Consider the following 18,932-nt stretch of genomic DNA (forward strand, 5'->3'; position numbering starts at 1 on the left):
TCAAGGGATGGACGTCAGGTGTGGGCCAGCAGTTCGGCCACATCGGCGCGGTAGGCCTGCAGCGCAGGCAGCAGCGCAGCCAGCAGGGCCACGCCGGTGGCCAGTGCGGGCACCAGCCATTCGGTGGCCAGCCACAGGCGCCCGGTCACGGGCAGCAGGCCCTGGGCCTGCAGCAGGTAGCCCATCAGTTCGGCCAGGGCATGGCCCAGCACCAGGCCCAGGCCGGTGGCCAGCAGGGCCAGCCACAGGGCTTCGCACCACAGCAGGCCCGCCACGCGGCGCGGCGGCGCGCCCAACATGCGCAGCATGGCCAGGTCGGCGCGGCGCTCGCGCACGGCATTCCACAGCGCAATGAACACGCTGAGCGCGGCCACCACCAGCAGCACGGCGCCAAAGGCGCGCAGCACGTCGGCGCCCACGCCCAGCAGGCGCAGCAGGCGCGTGATTTCCATGGCCGGGGCGGCGGCCTGCAGGGCCGTGTCGCTGTTGATGAGGCGAGGCAGCGAGACGGCGGCCAGCGGCGTGCGGTAGCGCAGCAGGGCCACGGTGACTTCGCGCTCCTCGCGCAGGGCCTGCAGGTCGTCGGGGGTGTCGGCATGGCCGCTTTCGTGCACCTGCCAGACCGATTCGGTGCCCGTGAGGATGAGCCGGTCCAGCACACAGCCGCAGGGCGCCAGCACGCCGGTCACGGTGTAGGGGTGATCGCCATGCGCGTGTCCGCCGCCGCCCAGGCCGTGGCTGCCCACAAACTGCGCGCCCAGCAGGCGGGCATCACCCTGCCCGCCCTGCGCCAGCGCCTGCGCGGCGGTGGCGCCCAACACGGCCTCCATGGGCTGCTGCCACAGGCGGCCGTGGGCGGGCGTGGCGGCGTAATGCGCCACGTAGGTTGGCTCGGTGCCCACGATGCGGTGGCCCAGGTAGCTGTCGCCCAGGCTCAGCGGGATGACCTGCTCCACCATGGGGTGGGCCTGCAGGCGCTGCACTTCGGCCAGAGGGATGTTGCCGGTGGGCACGTCGATGTGGAACACCCCCGCCAGGATGAGTTGCAGCGGGCTGCCCTTGGCGCCCACCACCAGGTCGATGCCGCGCAGGTCGCGCTCGAAGGCCCGGTCGATCTGCGTGGCCACCAGCAGCACCAGGGTGATGGCGGCCAAGCCCAGCGTGAGCAGCAGCAGGTTGAGTGCCGTGGCCAGCGGGCGCGACCAGAGGTAGCGCCAGGACAGGCGGGCCAATTGCGCTATTGTTTTCATAGCTGCTTGCGCCCGTCCTGATTGCCTTGGAGGCCAATTTCATTCAAATCCAGCACCTGGGCGCCGGGCAGTGCCTGGTGCACGCGCCGGTCGTGCGTGGCCACCACCAGGCTGGCGCCGCAGGCGCGGCAGCATTGCTGCAGCAGGTCCAGCGCCTGGGCGGCGGCTTCGTCGTCCAGGCTGGCGGTGGGCTCGTCGGCCAGCAGCACCGCCGGGCGCAGCAGCACGGCACGGGCCAGGGCCACGCGCTGCGCCTGCCCGCCCGACAACTGCGCCGGATAGCGCGCGGCCAGGTCGCCTACGCCCAGGGGGTGCAGCGCCTGTGCGATGGCTGCATCGTCGCGCGGCAGGCCGGCGGCAAAGTAGGCCAGCGCCAGGTTGTCGTGCACGCTCAGGGCGTGGCTCAGGTGCAGGCGCTGGGGCAAGAAGCCAATGGCCCGTGCGCGCCAGGCGTCGAGCGCGCTGCCGCGCAGCCCGTCCAGCGCCTGGCCCGCCACGCACACCTGCCCGGCCGTGGGGGTGCGCAGCCCGGCCACCAGCGACAGCCAGGTGGACTTGCCGCTGCCCGAGCGCCCCTGTACCAGCAGGCTGCCGCCCTGGGGCAGGTCCACATCGGGAAAACGCAGCGGCTGGGCGCCAGCGTAGGTGCACACCAGGCCCTGGGTGCGGATCATGCGCCGCGCTCCGGGTGGGCGCAGCCCGCGCACAGGCCGTGCACGGCAATGTCCACGCTCTGGCCCTGGTGGCCCGAGCGCGCCAGGGCGCGCAGCACTTGCTGCAGGGCGCCCTGCAGGCGGTCGGCACCCTGGTCGAGGCGGAACTGGCGGTGGCAGCCGTCGCACTCAAAACGCGGTGCGCCTTCCTGCTGCGCCGGGTCGGCCAGGTGGTAGCGCGTGACGCGGGCGCTGTCGATCTGCCGGTGCAGCAGGCCTGCGGCGGCGCAGCGGTCCAGCAGGCGGTACACGGTGACGCGGTTGACCGCCACCCCGGCCTGCACCAGTGCGGCCTGCACTTCGGCGGGCGACAAGGCCGCCTCGGGCCGTGCGCGGTACAGCGCGGCCAGGGCGCGTGTGGCCTTGGTCGCACGCATGCCTGCAGGCAGGGCCCAGGCGGTGGTGGAAGGTGCGGAGGGGGTCGGCATAATGCAATCGGGTTGCATTATGCCGTGGCGGCGCAGCCCGGGCTTTACTTCAGGTACTGCGCAAAGGTCTTGCGGAATTTTTCGACCTTGGGGCCCACCACGTAGGCGCAGTAGCCCTGGTGCGGGTTGTGCGCAAAGTAGTCCTGGTGGTAGTCCTCGGCGGCGCTGTAGTTGTGCAGCGGCAGCACCTCGGTCACCACGGGGGCGCCCAGGCCGCCGTCACGCTCCAGGGTGTGGATGATGTCCCGCGCCAGTTCGGCGTGCTGAGGGTCTTCAAAGTACACCCCGCTGCGGTACTGCGGGCCCACGTCGTTGCCCTGGCGGTTGGGGGTGGTCGGGTCGTGAATGCAGAAGAAGATCTCCAGCAGTTCACGCGCGCTCACCTGGGCGGGGTCGAACTGCAGGCGCACTACCTCGGCATGGCCGGTATCGCCACGGCAGACCTGCTCGTAGCTGGGCTGCGGCACATGGCCGTTGCAGTAGCCCGACTCCACCGCCACCACGCCGCGCACGCGGCGGTACACCGCGTCCAGGCACCAGAAGCACCCGCCGCCCAGGGTGAGGGTTTGCAGAGGCTGGGCGGTGGCGGCGTGGGTCATGGCGGTGCTCCTTGGTCTATGTCAGGCGACATTCAAGTCTGACACTTGCACCATGGCGGTGTCGGCTGCGTGCTCAACCACCATTTTTCGCACACGGTCTTGCCACAGCGCGCCAAAGCGGGCCAGTTCTGCGGCGCTGGCCTGGCCGGAGATGGCCTTGGGCATCAGGGCTTTCATTTCATCGGGCCAGGGCACCACGCTGCCATCGAGCCGGACCTGCACGGCCTGGCCTGTGTCCTTGCGGCGCAGTCCCAGCACGCCTTGCAGGCTGCCCGCGCCAAACACCAGCAGGTTGTTGCGCGCAAAGCGGTGCGCGGAGCCGATGCCCTGAAAGCCGGTTTCGGGCGCCGCACCGGTGATCAGTTGTGCGACCGAGGCAATCACGCCGGTCACGCCGCTGTCGCGTGCGTCGCGCATCAGCACCTCGACCTCGCCACGCACCGGCATCTCGCTGCCGTACAGCGCACGCAGGCCGTGCAGGGTCATCAGCCAGGCGCCTGCCACCGTGGGGCAGGAATGGCCTGCCAGGCGCACGGCGTCGGCATAACGGTATTCCATGACGCCATCCTGCGCCGCACCCAGGAACTGGGCCAGCGGGTCGCGCAGGATGAGACTGGGGGCTTGGGCATAGAAGGCGGGCATGCCCTGGTCGCGGGTTTCGGTGGTCATTTCGGTGGATCCTGCGCCGCCACAGGCCTGCAAGCCCAGCGCCGCGACGACCAACAGGCCCGTACCTGTCTTGATCCAATCGCGCCGCCGAAGCTGTGCCTGGACGGATGGTTCAGTGTTCAAGGAGTGCATGCTGTGGCTCCCTAAGCTGAAAAGCCACATTCCAGTGCGAACGATTGTCAACCATTCGCAATCCTGGGAGGGCAATCCGGTTTTGACGCGGCGCAATCCTGGGGCCGATGATCGACTTGGCGTGCTGCCATACCCCTCCATTGACCCACCGGAACGCATTTGCTATATTACTAACCAGTCAGTCATTAACTTGGTTCCGATTTGTCCGATTCTGCTCTCCCCTCCTCCCACAGCAAACGCGAGCGCCGCAAGGAAGCGCGCCCCGGCGAGTTGTTGGACGCCGCGCTCGACCTGTTCGTCGAGAAGGGCTATGCCGCCACGCGGGTGGAGGAAGTGGCCGCACGGGCCGGGGTGTCCAAGGGCACGCTGTTTCTGTACTTCCCCAGCAAGGAAGAGCTGTTCAAGGCCGTGGTGCGTGAAAACATCGTGGGCCGCTTTGCCGAGTGGCGCAACGAACTGCTGCACTACGAGGGCAGCACCGCCGACATGCTGCGCTATGGCTACCGCACCTGGTGGGAATCCATCGGCTCCACACGCGCCTCGGGCATCACCAAGCTCATTCTGAGCGAGGCCTGCAACTTCCCCGACATCACGGCCTTTTACCAGCAGGAAGTCATCCTGCCAGGCCAAGAAATGATCCGCGCGCTGCTGAAACGCGGCATCGACCGGGGCGAATTCCGCCCGGTGCCATTGGAATATGCGGTGTTCACGGTGCTGGCGCCCATGATCTTCCTGATGCTGTGGAAGCACTCGGTAGGCGCCTGCGTGCCGGTGGACATGAAATTCGATCCCGAGCGCTACATCGCCAGCCAGGTCGAGACCCTGCTCCATGGGCTGCTGGCCAACCCTCCCTCCTCTACCCAACCCTGAGTTCCCCCATGAAACGCTGGATTCCCTGGACCGTCGCCGCCGTTGTTGTCGTCCTGGTCGGTGCGGGCACGCTGCGCGCCCTGGGTGCGCGCAAGGCACAGCAACAAGCGCTGGCGACCGCCGCCGCCCCGGAAGTGGTGATGCAGATCGCCAGCAACGAGTTGTGGGTGGCGCGGCGCCAGAGCCTGCCGCTGACCGTGCCCCTGACCGGCACCGTGCGTGCCGTGCAGACGGCCTTCATCAAGGCGCGGGTGCCGGGCGAGGTGCAGGGCCTGACCTTGCGCGAGGGCGACAGCGTGCGCAGCGGCCAGGAGGTAGCGCGCATCGACCCCACCGAGTTGCAGGCGCGCGTACGCCAGGCGCAGCAGCAGGCCGACGCCGCACGCGCCCAGGTGGACATTGCGCAACGCCAGTTCAGCAACAACCGCGCCCTGGTGGACCAGGGCTTCATCTCGCGCACCGCGCTGGACACCTCGCAGGCCAACCTCGGCGCCGCACAGGCCAGCCACCAGGCCGCACTGGCCGCCGTGGACGTGGCCCAGAAGTCGCTGGCCGACGCCGTGCTGCGCAGTCCGTTGGCCGGACAGGTGGCGCAGCGCCTGGTACAGAACGGCGAGCGCGTGGCCGTGGACACACGCATCCTGGAGGTGGTGGACCTCTCGCGCATGGAACTGGAAGCACAACTGGCACCGGCCGATGCGCTGGGCGTGCGCGTGGGCCAGAAAGCGCAACTGGCCATCGAAGGCAGCGGGCAGACCGTGCAGGCCACGGTGCTGCGCATCAGCCCCAGCGCCCAGAGCGGCAGCCGCGCCGTGCCGGTGTACCTGGGCGTGGAGCGCGGCCCCGACACGCCAGCGCTGCGCCATGGCCTGTTTGTGCAGGGACGGCTGGATGTGGGCCAGGCGGAGCGCCTGGTGGTGCCGCTGGAATCGGTGCGCATCGACCGGCCCGTGCCCTATGTGCAGGTGGCCGACCAGGGCCGCGTGGCCCATGTGACCGTGCAGCAGGGCGAACGTTTCGAAGCCCAGGGCCAGACCTTGGTAGCCGTGCAGGGCGTGCCCGAGGGCGCGGCCGTGCTGGCGGGGCGCGTGGGTGCGTTACCCGTGGGCACGCGGCTGCGCCTGCCCGAAACGGCTGCAGCGCCCTCTTCTGCCCCAGCGGCGACTCCCGCTGCCAGCGCATCAGCACGCTAAGGACGCAGCATGTGGTTCACCAAGGTCAGCCTCAAGAATCCGGTGTTCGCCACCATGGTCATGCTGGCCATCGTGGTGCTGGGAGCGTTTTCCTACCAGCGCCTCAAGGTGGATCAGTTCCCCGAGATTGATTTTCCGGTGGTGGTGGTCACTGCGGACTACCCCGGTGCCTCGCCTGAAATCGTCGAGAGCGAGGTCACAAAAAAGATCGAGGAAGGCGTCAACTCCATCGCGGGCATCAACGCGCTGACCTCGCGCAGCTACGAGGGCTCGGCCGTCGTCATCATCGAGTTCGAGCTGCACATCGATGGGCGCCAGGCCGCCGAGGACGTGCGCGAGAAAATGGCCACCGTGCGCACGCAGTTCCGCGACGAGGTCAAGGAACCGCGCGTGCTGCGCTTCGACCCGTCCAGCCGCCCTGTGTGGTCGCTGGCCGTGCTGCCCGATGGCGACGCCGCCACGCGCCAAAGCGCCGTGGAGCTGACCACCTGGTCCGACCAGACCCTGAAAAAGCGCCTGGAGAACGTGCGCGGCGTGGGCGCCGTGACGCTGGTGGGCGCCACCAAGCGCGAGATCAACATCTACCTGGACCCCAAGGCGCTGGAGGCCTACGGCATCACCCCCGAACAGGTGGCGCAGGCCGTGCGCACCGAGAACCAGGACCTGCCGCTGGGCTCGGTGCGCTCGCTCACGCAGGACCGCATGGTGCAGATCGACGCCCGCATGCAGCGCCCCGAGGACTTTGGCCGCATCATCGTGGCACGCCGGGGCGGCCAGCCGGTGCGTGTGGACCAGATCGCCCGCGTGCAGGACGGCCCGCAGGAGGCCGAAAGCCTGGCCCTGTACAACGGCGAACGCACGCTGCTGCTGCAGGTGCAAAAGGCCCAGGGCGAAAACACCATCGACGTGGTCGATGGCCTGAACGCCGCCGTGCAAACGCTGCGCAAGGAACTGCCCCCCGGCGTGCGGCTGGAGACCATTGGCGACAGCTCGCGCCCCATCCGCGTGGCCGTGAACAACGTGCGCCAGACGCTGATCGAGGGCGCCATCCTCACGGTGCTGATCGTGTTTCTATTCCTCAATTCGTGGCGCTCGACCGTCATCACGGGGCTGACGCTGCCGATTGCGCTCATCGGCACCTTTTTGTTCATGCACATGTTCGGCTTCACCATCAACATGATCACGCTGATGGCGCTGAGCCTGTGCGTGGGCCTGCTGATCGACGACGCCATCGTGGTGCGCGAGAACATCGTGCGCCATGTGCAGATGGGCAAGGGGCCCTACGCAGCGGCCATGGACGGCACGCAGGAAATCGGCCTGGCGGTGCTGGCCACCACGCTGTCCATCGTGGCGGTGTTTCTGCCCATTGGCTTCATGGGCGGCATCATCGGCAAGTTCTTCCACGAGTTCGGCATCACCATCGTCGCAGCGGTACTGATCTCGATGTTCGTGAGCTTCACGCTCGATCCCATGCTGTCGTCTGTGTGGCACGACCCCAGCATCCATGCCCACGGCCAGAAGGTGACTCCGGTCACCTTCTACGACAAGACCATTGGCCGCGTGACGGGCTGGTTCGACCATGCCACCGACGCCCTGGCCGAGTTCTACCAACGGCTGCTGCGCTGGTCTCTGGTGCACAAACTCAAGACCCTGGCGCTGGCGCTGGGCATCTTCGTGCTCAGCGTGTTCATGGTGCCCATGCTGGGCACGGAGTTTGCACCCAAGGCCGACTTTTCCGAGACCATGGTGAACTTCTACGTGCCGGTAGGCGCCTCCATTGAGGCCACCGAGATGAAGACCCGCCAGGTCGAGGCCGTGATCCGCGCAATGCCCGAGGTGCGCTACACGCTCTCGACCATCAACACCGGCACCACGCAGGGCAAGATCTACGCCAGCATCTACATCCGCTTGGCCGACCGCAAGGACCGCGAGCGCAACGTGGACCAGATGTCCGCCGTGCTGCGCGAGCAATTGCGCGCCATCCCCGGCATCACCGTCACGCACGTGGGCCTGCTCGACCCCGTGGGCGGGCAAAAGCAGATCGAGTTTTCGCTCCAGGGCCCGGACCAGCAGGAGCTGGCACGCCTGACGCGCGAGATCAGCGCCAAGATCCGCGACATCCCCGGCCTGGTGGACCTGGATTCAAGCGTCAAGCCCGACAAGCCGGTGATTGCGCTGGACGTGCGGCGCGATGCAGCCTCGGACCTGGGCCTGTCGGTCATGTCGATGGCGCAGTCGCTGCGCACGCTGATTGCCGGGCAGACGGTGGGCAACTGGAGCGCGCCCGACAACCAGACCTATGACGTGAACGTGCGCCTGGCGCCCGAAGCCCGCGACAACCCGCAGGACCTGGAATACCTGCCCTTTGCCCTGAGCGCCGCCGATGGCAGCAGCCGCATCGTGCGCCTGGGTCAGGTGGCGCAGGTGCGCGAATCCACGGGCCCCAACCAGATCAACCGGCGCAGCCTGACGCGCGAAGTGGCCGTCAACGCCAACGTGTACCAACGCTCGGCGGGCGAGGTATCTGCCGACATCCGCAAGGTGCTGGACAGCACGGCCTTCCCGCCGGGCTACCGCTACCAGTTTGGTGGCTCCACCAAGAACATGCAGGAGTCGTTCAGCTACGCCGTGTCGGCCCTGGCCATGGCGATCATCTTCATCTACATGATCCTGGCAAGCCAGTTCAAGAGCTTTTTGCAGCCGCTGGCACTGATGACCTCGCTGCCGCTCACGCTCATCGGGGTGGTGCTGGCCCTGCTGATGTTCCGCTCCACGCTGTCCATCTTCTCGGTCATCGGGGTGGTCATGCTCATGGGGCTGGTGACCAAGAACGCCATTTTGCTGGTGGACTTTGCCATCCGCGCCCGTGACGAGCACACCGACGACCAAGGCCGCACCGTGCCCGGCCTGCCGCGCGCCGAGGCCCTGCTGCTGGCGGCCCGCGTGCGCCTGCGCCCCATCCTGATGACCACGCTGGCCATGATCTTCGGCATGGTGCCGCTGGCCTTTGCGCTGAGCGAAGGCTCCGAGCAGCGCGCCCCCATGGGCCAGGCTGTGATTGGTGGGGTGATCACCTCGTCCCTGCTCACCCTGGTGGTGGTGCCGGTGGTTTATTGCTACATGGACGATCTGGCGCAATGGGCGCGCCGCCATTGGGGCAAAAACCAGGCAAGCCCGACTTAAAATCAAGGGTTTGTCCCGATCCGCCCCCCCTATTCCTCTTTGGAGCCCCGCCATGAACATGCCTCTGAACACGACCGCCGACACCAGCTGCCCCATCACGCAGGCACGCTACAACATGATCGAGCAGCAGATCCGCACCTGGAACGTGGTGGCCTCTGCCGTGCTGGAGACGCTGGACCAGGTGCACCGCGAGGAATTCGTGCCCGAGGCCTACCGCGCCATGGCGTTCGTGGACATGGAAATCCCGCTGCAGGGTGAGCCCCAGGCCGCGCTGCGCAGTGGCCAGTGCATGCTCAAGCCCAACGTCGAAGCCCGCATGCTGCAGGACCTGCAACTGACCAAGGACGACCGCGTGCTGGAAATCGGCGCCGGTTCGGGCTACATGGCCGCGCTGATGGCATACCAGGCCGCCCAGGTGGTGACGCTCGAACTCGACCCCCAACTGGCCCAGATGGCACGCGACAACCTGGAGCGCGCAGGCATCACCAACGCCAGCGTGCGCCAGGCCGATGGCGCCGTGGATTCCCTCCCTGAAGGCCCGTTCGACGCCATCGTGCTCAGCGGCTCGGTGGCCGAAGTGCCTGCGCGCCTGCTGGCCCAGCTCAGCGACCGTGGCCGCCTGCTGGCCATCACGGGCCAGGAGCCGGTGATGCGCGTCACGCTGGTGCGCCGCAAGGGTGACCGTTTTGAAGTCTCCTACCCCTGGGACGTGAATGCTGCCCGCCTGCAGCATTTCGAAGAGCCCTCGACCTTCCAGTTCTGACCCCCGGCGCATCCCACAGCTTTATGGTTGATCTGGTCCGGCCCGCTGAACTGCTCTCCTGGTTTGCCCAGGAAGGGGACGCCCGTCCGCTGATGCTGGATGTGCGCGAACCCTGGGAATGCGCCCTGGCCAGTGTGTCGGCGCAGGGCTTCGAACTGCTGGCCATCCCCATGGGCAGCCTGCCCGCACGGCTGGCTGAACTGGACCGGGACCGCCCCATCGCCTGCCTGTGCCACCATGGCGTGCGCAGCATGCACGTGGCGGCCTGGCTGGCCCAGCAGGGGTGGGATTGTGTGGCCAACATCGAAGGCGGCATCGACGCCTGGGCCCGAGAGCACGATCCCCAGGTGCCCCGGTATTGAAAGGCCGTCTGTCCCCAGGCCCCGTCTCCTTCTCTTGCAGGCAACCCTAGAAAGACCCATCCCATGCAGCTGTTCCGGATGCTCCCCCTGACCCTGGCGCTCGGCGCCGCACTGGCCGCCCCGGCACAGGCCCAGAGCCTGATCGAACTGGTGGAATCGGCCCGCGCCTACGACTCCTCCTGGCAATCGGCCCAGGCCCAACTGGAGGCGGCCCGGCGCCGTGCCGACCAGGCCCGCGCCGGCTTGCTCCCCTCGGCAGGCCTGTCGGCCGGTGTGAGCCGCTCCAACACCGAGATCACCGTCCCGCCCGTGGACCGCAACACCGGCGCGCAGAACCTGGCGCTCAGTGCCTCGCAACCGCTGTACCGCCCGGCCAACCGCATTGCCTACGAACAAGGCCTGCGCGGCGTGGACGTGGCCCAGGCCCAGCTCGACGCCGCGCAACAGGACCTGCTCGTGCGCGTGAGCCAGGCGTATTTCGACGTGCTGGCCGCACAGGACACCCTGACCTTTGTGCAGGCGCAAAAGTCGGCCGTTTCCGAGCAACTGGCCGCTGCCAGGCGCAATTTCGAGGTGGGCACCGCCACCATCACCGACACCCGTGAAGCGCAGGCCCGGGCCGACCTGGTCACTGCCCAGGAAATCGCGGCCGAAAACGATTTGCGCGTCAAGAAGCTGGCGCTGGACCAACTGGTGGGTATCCAGGGCACCAAGCCGCTGGCGCTGGCGCAGCCCGTGCAGCTCAGCCCGGTGCAGCCCGACAGCGTGGACCACTGGGTGCAAACCGCCCATGACCAACAACCTGGCGTGCGCCAGGCCGCCCTGGCGCTGGATGTGGCCCGCCTGGAAACCCAGCGCGCCCAGACCGGCCACCTGCCCACCGTGGACCTGCAGGCCAGCTACAGCGTCACGCGCAACCCCAACGGCACGGTGACCACGCCCAACGTCAACACGCGCACCAACAATGCCACCGTGGGCGTGGCCCTGAACCTTCCGCTGTTTGCCGGTTTTGCCGTGCAGAACCGCGTGAAGGAAACCCTGGCGCTGGAACAAAAGGCCGAGGCCGACCTGGAAACCGCCCGCCGCAACGTGGCCCAGGCCACGCGCAGCGCCTTCTTTGGGGTGCAGTCGGGCATGGGCCAGGTCAAGGCCCTGGAGGCCGCCGAGCAATCCAGCCAGAGCGCATTGGACGCCAACAAGCTGGGCTACCAGGTGGGCGTGCGCATCAACATCGATGTGCTCAATGCACAAAGCCAACTGTTCCAGACCAAGCGCGACCTGGCTGTGGCACGCTACAACGTGCTGCTGGGCCAGCTCAAGCTGCGCCAGGCCGTTGGCACGCTCACGCTGGACGATGTGAAGGCGCTGAACCAGCAGCTCGTCAAGTAACGGCGTCGGGCAGGCCCTCGCCCTGCCCTGCGCCCGTCATGGCGCGCATCCATCCAGGGCCTGCGCCAGGTCAGCCACCAGGTCGTCAGGGTGCTCGATTCCCACGCTCAGGCGCACCAGGCCCTCGGTCACTCCGGCCGCATCGCGTGCCTGCTGCGAGACAAAGCTGTGCGTGGTGCTGGCCGGGTGGCAGGCCAGGCTGTCGGTGTCGCCCAGCGAGACGGCCTGGGTGAACAGCGCCAGGCGGTTGAGCACCGCCGCCACGGCACTGCGCTCGCAGCGCTGGAGTTCAAACGCCACCATGCCGCCAAAGCCGCCCTGCATCTGGCGCTGGGCCAGGGCGTGCTGGGGGTGACTTTCCAGACCGGGGTAGTGCACCACGCGCACGGCAGGATGCTGCTGCAGAAAACGGGCCACCGCCAGGGCACCCTCGCAGTGCGCCGCCATGCGCAACGGCAAGGTCTTGATGCCACGCAAGAACAGGAAGGCCTCCTGCGGCGCAAGGTTGCCGCCCACCTGGCCCAGCCCGGTTTTGCGCACCGGGGCCACCAGGGCATCGGCACCAGCAACGATGCCGCCCGTGGCATCGCCATGGCCGCCCAGGTACTTGGTCATGGAATGCATCACCAGGTCGATGCCGCACTCCAGCGGGCGCACCAGGCACGGGGTGCAGAAGGTGTTGTCCGCCACGGTGGTGATACCGCGTGCACGCGCCATGGCAGCCACGGCCGCCAGGTCGTGCAGGCGCAGGGTGGGGTTGGTGAGCGTTTCGACCCAGACCATGCGCGTGGCGGGCGTGAGGCTGGCCTCCAGCCCGGTGGCCGTGGCATCGACCACACGGATGCCCCAGCGTTCGCCCAGATTGCGCAGCAGGCCCTCGGTGCCGCCATACAGCGGGCCCAGAAACACCAGTTCATCACCAGGACGCAGCAGGCCCAGCACCAGCGACGCCGTGGCCGCCGTGCCACTGGCAAAGGCCACCGCCGCCTGCGCCCCTTCCAGGTCGGCGAGCTTGGCTTCCAGCGCAGCCACCGTGGGGTTGGCGAAGCGGCTGTAGCGGTAGCCTGGCACCTCGCCCGCAAACAGGGCCGCGCCCCGCTCCAGCGTGCCATAGCCAAAGGCCGTGGTCTGGGTGATGGGCGTGGCGATGGCGCCGGTGGTGGGGTCGGGCTGCTGTCCGGCATGGACGGCGCGGGTTCTGAGGTGGGTCATGTGTCTTCCTGGGTGCGCAAGGGCCGGGTCAGTGCCCGTGGCCCAGTCCTTGGTGGCAGGGCCTATGCGCTACCAAAAGTGTAGCTACTAACGCAAGCACATCAAGCCATAGAGGCATTTTATTTATTGCAATTTTTTCGCCTGGGGAGTCGCTTCGCCATTATGCGCTCCGCTATACTGCCCTTTTTTCACCCCTGTCCTGCGGACCCCGGTTCGCCAGCGAATTCCAAGCAAAGGTGACTCATGCAAGCAGTCAATGTGCTGTGCATCAAGTGGGGCAACAAGTACGGCCCCGAATACGTCAACAAGCTGCACAGCATGGTTCGGCGGCACTTGCATCGCCCTTTCCGTTTTGTCTGCCTGACCGACGACGGCGCGGGCATCGACCCGTCCATCGAAGTCAAGCCGATTCCGATGATCGGCTTCGACGAATTCGATCAGCGCAAGCCCTGGACCTTTGGCCACGGCTGGCTCAAGCTGACCAGCTTCGCACCGCAGTTGTACGACCTGCAGGGCACCACCTTGTTCCTGGACCTGGACATCGTCATCCTGGACAGCCTGGACCCCTTCTTCGACCAGGCCGGCGAGTTTATCGTGATCAAGGAGTGGGACAAGAAGGACGGCACGGGCAACACCTCGTGCTACCGCTACACCATCGGGGCCCACGCGGATGCGCTGGAACACCTGAAGAACAACTACCCCGCTTCCATCGGCGACGTGCGCAACGAGCAGGAGTTCATCACGCACTACCTGTCGCGCCAGGGAAAGCTGAGCTATTGGCCAGACTCCTGGTGCCGCAGCTTCAAGCGCCACTGCCTGCAGCCGGGGCTGATGGGCTGGTTCAAGCCACCGCAGATCCCTGAGGGCGCCCGCATCATTGCCTTCCATGGCAAGCCCAACCCGCCCGATGCGATTGCCGGGGAAAGCGGTAAGTGGTACCGCAAAGTGCTTCCCACCCAGTGGGTGGCAGACCATTGGCAGTGAGATTTCCGGCACCTGCCCAGGTGGCCTACAGGCTGCTGCTGTGGGCGCTGAGCCCCGTGCTGCTGGCATGGCTGTGGTGGCGCCACCGCAAGAGTGATGCAGCCAATGGCCACATCGGGCAACGTCGGGGGTACATCCACCCCGCGCCCGGCAGCATCCATGGCCTGTGGATCCATGCGGCCTCCGTGGGCGAAGTGCAGGCCGCGGAGCCCTTGATCCGGGCCTTGCTCGCGCAGTGGCCTGCGGCCAGCCTCACCGTGAGCACGCAGTCCCTGACGGGCGCCCAGCAACTGCGCCAGCACTGGGGCGCACAGGTGCAGCACCTGTTTCTGCCCATCGACACCCCTGGCGCCACCGCGCGCTTTCTGGACCGCCTGAAACCCCGCCTGCTGGTGCTGATCGAGCGTGAACTGTGGCCCGAACTGCTCCTGCAGTGCCGCCAGCGCAGCATTCCTGTGGCACTGGTCAACGCCCGCCTGTCGGAGCGCTCGGCCCAGAGCTACCAGCGCTTCCACGCGCTGATGCGCCCCGTCTGGAGCCAACTGGCCTTGGTGGCCTGTGCGGACAAGCCCAGCCAGGCGCGCCTGGCAGGCCTGGGCGTGCCCGCCCACCGGCTGATGGAAACCGGGAATCTCAAGTTCGACCTCCCCATCGGCACCGCCCTGCCCCCTTCGCTGGATTGGCTGGCAAGCCGCAGCGCCGTGCTGGTGGCTGGCAGCACCCATGAAGGCGAGGAATCTGCGCTGCTGGCCGCCTGGCCCGCTTTTGCCCAGCAGCACCCGCACTGCGCGCTGGTGCTGGTTCCGCGCCATCCCGAGCGTTTTGACGCCGTGGCCCGGCAGATTGAGAGCGCCGGATTTCCCGTGCGCCGGCGCAGCCAGGGCGACCGCCTGGGCCCCGACGATTCCGTGTACCTGGCGGACACCATGGGCGAGCTGCGCACCTGGTACGCCCACGCAACGGCCTGCTTCATAGGCGGCAGCCTGGCACCGATTGGCGGCCACAACGCCCTGGAAGCCCTGGCCTGCGCCAAGCCCGTGCTTTTTGGCCCGCACACCCACAACTTCCAGAGCCTTTACGAAGCCATCCAGGCACAGGGCATCGGTGCCTTGGTGGCCAACGCCAGCGAGGCACTGCACCAGCTATCGCGCTGGCTGTCCGATCCCCAGGCGCTGGCGCAGCTCGGCCATGCGGCCTCCGCGTTTGTGCAAAGCCAGCAAGGCAGCAGCGCCCGCACCATAGAGGCGCTGATGCCCCTGTGGTCACCGCTGGTGCCTCGGCAACTGGCACCGGTGCAGGCGGCAGAGCTGGCGCACCAGTCCATCTGGTTCAACCCCACCTGGGTGCCGGCCGCCACCCCCGAGGTGTTCGAACCCACACCCGAGGCCGAGACCCTGGCCACCGGCAGCGGACGGGGGCAGGCGCACCGCGTCCGCCTGCAAGGGCGTGAAGCCGTGCTGCGCCACTACCGGCGCGGTGGCGCCATGGCCCGCATCAGCAAAGACCGTTTTGCCCCGCAAGCCACGGCCCAAAGCCGTGCCATGGCCGAATACAGCCTTCTGCGCCTGATGCACGCGTGGGGCTTGCCCGTGCCGGAACCCGTGGCGGCAAGGCAGGTGCGCCACGCCTGGGGCTATGGCGCCGACATTCTGGTGGCCATGATTCCCCAGACAAGCAACGTCGTGCAGGCGCTGGCACAGGCCCCACTGCCGCCAGCGGCCTGGCAGGCCCTGGGGCGTGCCATCCGCCAACTGCATGACCACCAGGTTTTCCATTCCGACCTGAATGCCCACAACCTGCTGATCGACGACCAGCAACATGCCTGGGTCATCGACTTTGACAAATGCGGGCTGCGCTGCGGCAACGAATGGAAAGCCGCCAACCTGCAGCGTTTGCTACGCTCCCTGCGCAAGGAGCAGCAGCGCTGCGCACCATTCCATTGGGACGAGTCGCAGTGGCCCCTGCTGCTGGCGGGCTACGAAGCCGGTGCTGCCACAACCCCCCCGCCCCTTTCCTACAACGGACCAGCAGGCTGACAGGCGCTTGCGGCTGCTTTCAGCCGCCGGGTGTGCAGCGCGGCGCAACCTGGGGCATGCCTCTCAATGCGCGGCCGCTCCCACCTGGGCGTCGGGCTTGACGCGTTGGAGCAGCGCCAACATCGCCGCCTCGATGCGATGCAGGGCCTCGGGCGTGTGACCCTCGAAGCGCAGCACGAGCACGGGTGTGGTGTTGCTGGCCCGGATCAGGCCGAAGCCGTCGGGCCAGTCCACGCGCAGGCCGTCGATGGTGTTGATCTGGGCCGGTGCAGCGAACGCTTCGGCGGCCAGGGCCTGGAGTTCGGCGGTCAGGCGGTGCGGCTCGCCCTCGGCGCAGGCCACGTTCAACTCCGGCGTGCTGTGGCTGGTGGGCAGGCCTTGCAGCACGGCGCCGGGGTCGGCATGGCGGCTCAGGATTTCGAGCAGGCGGCAGCCAGCGTAGGTGCCGTCGTCAAAGCCGAACCAGCGCTCCTTGAAGAAGATGTGGCCGCTCATCTCGCCGCCCAGGGGGGAGTCGAGCTCCTTCATGCGCGCCTTGATGAGCGAGTGGCCGGTCTTGTACATCAGCGGCTGGCCACCGGCCTGGGCAATGGCAGGCGCCAGGCGCTGGGTGCATTTGACGTCGAACAGGATGGTGCCGCCGGGCACGCGCGAGAGCACGTCCTGGGCAAACAGCATCATCTGCCGGTCGGGGAAGATGTTTTCGCCGCTGCGCGTGACGATGCCCAGGCGGTCGCCGTCGCCATCAAAGGCCAGGCCCAGTTCGGCGTCGCTTGCCTGCAGTGCGGCAATCAGGTCGCGCAGGTTTTCGGGCTTGCTCGGGTCGGGGTGGTGGTTGGGGAAGTCGCCGTCCACCTCGGAGAACAGCTCCGTCACCTCGCAGCCAATCGCACGCAGGATTCCGGGTGCCGAGGCACCGGCAATGCCGTTGCCGCTGTCCACCACGATCTTCATGGGGCGGGCAAGCTGGATGTCGGAGACGATGCGCTCGCGGTAGGCAGGCAGCACGTCGGTCTGGCGGATGAAGCCGCCCTGGGCCAGTGTCCAGCTTTGCTCCTCGATGCAGCGGCGCAGACCCTGGATCTCGTCGCCATAGATGGCGCGGCCGTTCAGCACCATCTTGAAGCCGTTGTAGTCCTTGGGGTTGTGGCTGCCCGTGACCTGGATTCCGCTGTTGCACAGCGTGCTGGCCGCAAAGTACAGCATGGGCGTGGTGCTCAGGCCAATGTCGATGACCTCCATGCCGCTTTCGGCCAGGCCCAGCATCAGCGCCTGCGACAGCAGCGGGCCGGACAATCGCCCGTCGCGCCCCACGGCAACGACGGATTCGCCCTCGATGCGGGCCGCCGTGCCAAAGGCGCGGCCCAGGCAGCGGGCCACATGTTCGTCGAGGGTGCTGGGGACAATGCCCCGGATGTCATAGGCTTTGAAGATGGCGGGAGCTACTTGCACGGTGGGGAGCTTTCTGCACTGCGTGGAATTGGCGCCGATTGTAGGCGGCCCCAGTGCTCAGCCCGTGCGCAAAGCACATGTCCGAAAACGGCCAGCCTGCGCACCCCCAATCCCTATGATGTGCCCATGCCTGCCCCACTACCCGCACCCGACGACAGCCGCTACCTGGCGCTGTGCTCGCGCGATGCCCGCTTTGACGGACAGTTCTTTACCGGCGTGACCAGCACCGGTATCTACTGCCGCCCCGTCTGCGCCGTGCGCACACCCCGGCGCGAGCACTGCCGCTTCTTCACGCTGGCAGCCCAGGCCGAGAGTGCGGGTTTTCGGCCCTGCCTGCGCTGCCGCCCCGAGGTGGCGCCACAGGCGCTGGCCTGGTCGGTGCAGGACGCGAGCAGCATCCTCGTGCAGCAGGCGCTGCGCCTGATCGACACCCCCCAGGCCTGGGACACGCCCGAGGGCCTGGGCGTGGCCCGGCTGGCGCAGCGCCTGGGCGTGAGCGACCGGCACCTGCGCCGCATTTTTGAAGCGGCGCTGGGCGTGTCCCCCCTGCAATACCTGCAAACCCGGCGCCTGCTGCTGGCCAAGCAGTTGCTGACCGATACCCGCTTGCCCGTGACCCAGGTGGCGCTGTCCAGCGGATTTGGCAGCGTGCGTCGCTTCAACGCGGCGTTTGCGACGCATTACGGCCTCAACCCCAGCCAATTGCGCCGCGCGGGCGCCCCAGCAGCCCCCGGCGACGCAGGGCTGTGCGGCAGCATCCGCCTGGCGTACCGGCCACCGCTGGATGTGCCAGCGCTGCTGGCCTTTTTTGTGCAGCGCCAGTTCACCGGCGTGGAATGCGCCGACCCCGCCAACGGCACCTTGCGGCGCACCGTGCGGCTGCAGGCCGGTTCCCGGGAGCTGACCGGCTGGATGGCGGCACGCTTTGACACCGCACGCCACCAAGTATGGCTGCAAACCAGCGAAGCCCTGGCCCCCGTGCTGGCCCAGGTGATTGCACGGGTGCGCGCCATGCTCGACCTGGACGCCGACCCGGCCGCCATCCATGCGGTGCTGGGCGCTGCCTTTCCGGGCACCGAGGGCCTGCGTGTGCCGGGTGCCTTTGATGGCTTCGAACTGGCCGTGCGCGCCGTGCTGGGCCAGCAGATCACCGTGGCGGCCGCGCGCACGCTGGGCCAGCGGCTGGTGGAGCGCCTGGGCGAACCCGTGGCCACGCCCTGGCCCGATCTGCAACGGCTGTTTCCCTCCCCCGCCACGCTGGCGCAGGCCGAAGGCGAGGTGCTGGGGCAGCTGGGCATCGTGCGCCAGCGCCAGGCCGCCATCGTGGCGCTGGCGCGCGCCGTGGACAGCGGCCAGCTCGCCCTGCACCCCGGCGCCGACGTGGCCGCCACCACCCAGGCGCTGTGCCAATTGCCCGGCATTGGCGACTGGACGGCGCAGTACATCGCCCTGCGCGGGCTGCGCTGGCCGGACGCCTTTCCGGCGGGCGACGTGGCCCTGCACAAGGCCCTGGGCGTGCAAGGCCAGCCACAGCCAGCACGCGCCGCCACCGCGCTGGCGCAGGCCTGGCGCCCCTGGCGCGGCTATGCGGTGCTGCGGGCCTGGGCGACGGGCAGCATCAGTTCCGCTTCACTATCAAAAGCATAGCTGCTTGCGCTTGTCCCGCAAGCGCAAAAGCCAATAATCGCTTCTAATCA

Annotated in this window: 16 protein-coding genes; 9 read left to right on the plus strand and 7 right to left on the minus strand. The window is 67.9% G+C overall.

Annotation, left to right across the window (positions count from 1 at the left end):
* Positions 1–14: 14 nt before the first annotated feature.
* From MJ602_RS07010 to MJ602_RS07030, 5 genes are all read right to left on the minus strand, one after another.
* A complete protein-coding gene (locus MJ602_RS07010; RefSeq protein ID WP_243020130.1) occupies positions 15–1,250 on the minus strand; it encodes an FtsX-like permease family protein in 1,236 nt (411 codons plus the stop codon).
* On the minus strand, positions 1,247–1,924 hold the full coding sequence (locus MJ602_RS07015) for an ABC transporter ATP-binding protein (protein ID WP_243020131.1): 678 nt from the start codon (positions 1,922–1,924) through the stop codon (positions 1,247–1,249). The genes MJ602_RS07010 and MJ602_RS07015 overlap by 4 nt, the downstream gene beginning before the upstream one ends.
* A complete protein-coding gene (locus MJ602_RS07020; protein WP_162018070.1) occupies positions 1,921–2,340 on the minus strand; it encodes a Fur family transcriptional regulator in 420 nt (139 codons plus the stop codon). The genes MJ602_RS07015 and MJ602_RS07020 overlap by 4 nt, the downstream gene beginning before the upstream one ends.
* 95 nt (positions 2,341–2,435) lie before the next feature.
* Entirely contained in the window at positions 2,436–2,990 is a 555-nt protein-coding gene (gene msrA, locus MJ602_RS07025; RefSeq protein WP_162016315.1) for a peptide-methionine (S)-S-oxide reductase MsrA, read from the minus strand.
* A 21-nt stretch (positions 2,991–3,011) separates the two neighbouring features.
* Positions 3,012–3,782: a hypothetical protein gene (locus MJ602_RS07030; protein WP_243020132.1), complete on the minus strand. Its 771-nt coding sequence runs from the start codon at positions 3,780–3,782 to the stop codon at positions 3,012–3,014.
* A 210-nt stretch (positions 3,783–3,992) separates the two neighbouring features.
* Here MJ602_RS07030 and MJ602_RS07035 point away from each other — a divergent pair, with 210 nt between their 5' ends.
* The 6 genes from MJ602_RS07035 to MJ602_RS07060 all read left to right on the plus strand — a co-directional run bounded on the left by MJ602_RS07035 (position 3,993) and on the right by MJ602_RS07060 (position 11,551).
* Positions 3,993–4,661 (plus strand): TetR/AcrR family transcriptional regulator, encoded by a 669-nt coding sequence (locus tag MJ602_RS07035; RefSeq protein WP_243020133.1) that lies wholly within the window; start codon positions 3,993–3,995, stop codon positions 4,659–4,661.
* Between the two features lie 8 nt (positions 4,662–4,669).
* Positions 4,670–5,854: an efflux RND transporter periplasmic adaptor subunit gene (locus MJ602_RS07040; RefSeq protein WP_243020134.1), complete on the plus strand. Its 1,185-nt coding sequence runs from the start codon at positions 4,670–4,672 to the stop codon at positions 5,852–5,854.
* Positions 5,855–5,863: 9 nt separating this feature from the next.
* Positions 5,864–9,037, plus strand: coding sequence for an efflux RND transporter permease subunit (locus MJ602_RS07045; RefSeq protein ID WP_341474741.1), 3,174 nt, complete (start codon positions 5,864–5,866; stop codon positions 9,035–9,037).
* Positions 9,038–9,089: 52 nt separating this feature from the next.
* The gene (locus MJ602_RS07050; RefSeq protein WP_162016319.1) at positions 9,090–9,800 is read left to right on the plus strand and encodes a protein-L-isoaspartate O-methyltransferase family protein; all 711 of its coding nucleotides are present in this window, start codon (positions 9,090–9,092) and stop codon (positions 9,798–9,800) included.
* 23 nt (positions 9,801–9,823) lie between these two features.
* The gene (locus tag MJ602_RS07055) at positions 9,824–10,162 is read left to right on the plus strand and encodes a rhodanese-like domain-containing protein (RefSeq protein ID WP_243020135.1); all 339 of its coding nucleotides are present in this window, start codon (positions 9,824–9,826) and stop codon (positions 10,160–10,162) included.
* 63 nt (positions 10,163–10,225) lie between these two features.
* Entirely contained in the window at positions 10,226–11,551 is a 1,326-nt protein-coding gene (locus MJ602_RS07060) for a TolC family outer membrane protein (protein ID WP_243020136.1), read from the plus strand.
* Between the two features lie 36 nt (positions 11,552–11,587).
* Here the strand turns inward: MJ602_RS07060 and MJ602_RS07065 are convergent, their stop codons facing one another.
* Positions 11,588–12,763, minus strand: a complete 1,176-nt coding sequence (locus tag MJ602_RS07065; RefSeq protein ID WP_243020137.1) for a trans-sulfuration enzyme family protein — start codon at positions 12,761–12,763, stop codon at positions 11,588–11,590.
* Between the two features lie 243 nt (positions 12,764–13,006).
* Here MJ602_RS07065 and MJ602_RS07070 point away from each other — a divergent pair, with 243 nt between their 5' ends.
* A complete protein-coding gene (locus tag MJ602_RS07070) occupies positions 13,007–13,747 on the plus strand; it encodes a glycosyltransferase (RefSeq protein WP_162016323.1) in 741 nt (246 codons plus the stop codon).
* Complete coding sequence (locus MJ602_RS07075) at positions 13,744–15,783, plus strand: 3-deoxy-D-manno-octulosonic acid kinase (RefSeq protein ID WP_243020138.1); 2,040 nt, start codon at positions 13,744–13,746, stop codon at positions 15,781–15,783. The genes MJ602_RS07070 and MJ602_RS07075 overlap by 4 nt, the downstream gene beginning before the upstream one ends.
* 63 nt (positions 15,784–15,846) lie before the next feature.
* Here the strand turns inward: MJ602_RS07075 and MJ602_RS07080 are convergent, their stop codons facing one another.
* Entirely contained in the window at positions 15,847–17,235 is a 1,389-nt protein-coding gene (locus MJ602_RS07080; RefSeq protein WP_243020139.1) for a phosphomannomutase/phosphoglucomutase, read from the minus strand.
* Between the two features lie 126 nt (positions 17,236–17,361).
* Between MJ602_RS07080 and MJ602_RS07085 the strand changes: the two genes are divergently transcribed.
* Positions 17,362–18,882 (plus strand): DNA-3-methyladenine glycosylase 2 family protein, encoded by a 1,521-nt coding sequence (locus MJ602_RS07085; RefSeq protein ID WP_243020140.1) that lies wholly within the window; start codon positions 17,362–17,364, stop codon positions 18,880–18,882.
* The last annotated feature ends 50 nt before the right edge of the window (positions 18,883–18,932 follow it).

It is taken from the genome of Simplicispira sedimenti (assembly GCF_022760965.1).
Classification (GTDB): domain Bacteria; phylum Pseudomonadota; class Gammaproteobacteria; order Burkholderiales; family Burkholderiaceae_C; genus Simplicispira; species Simplicispira sedimenti.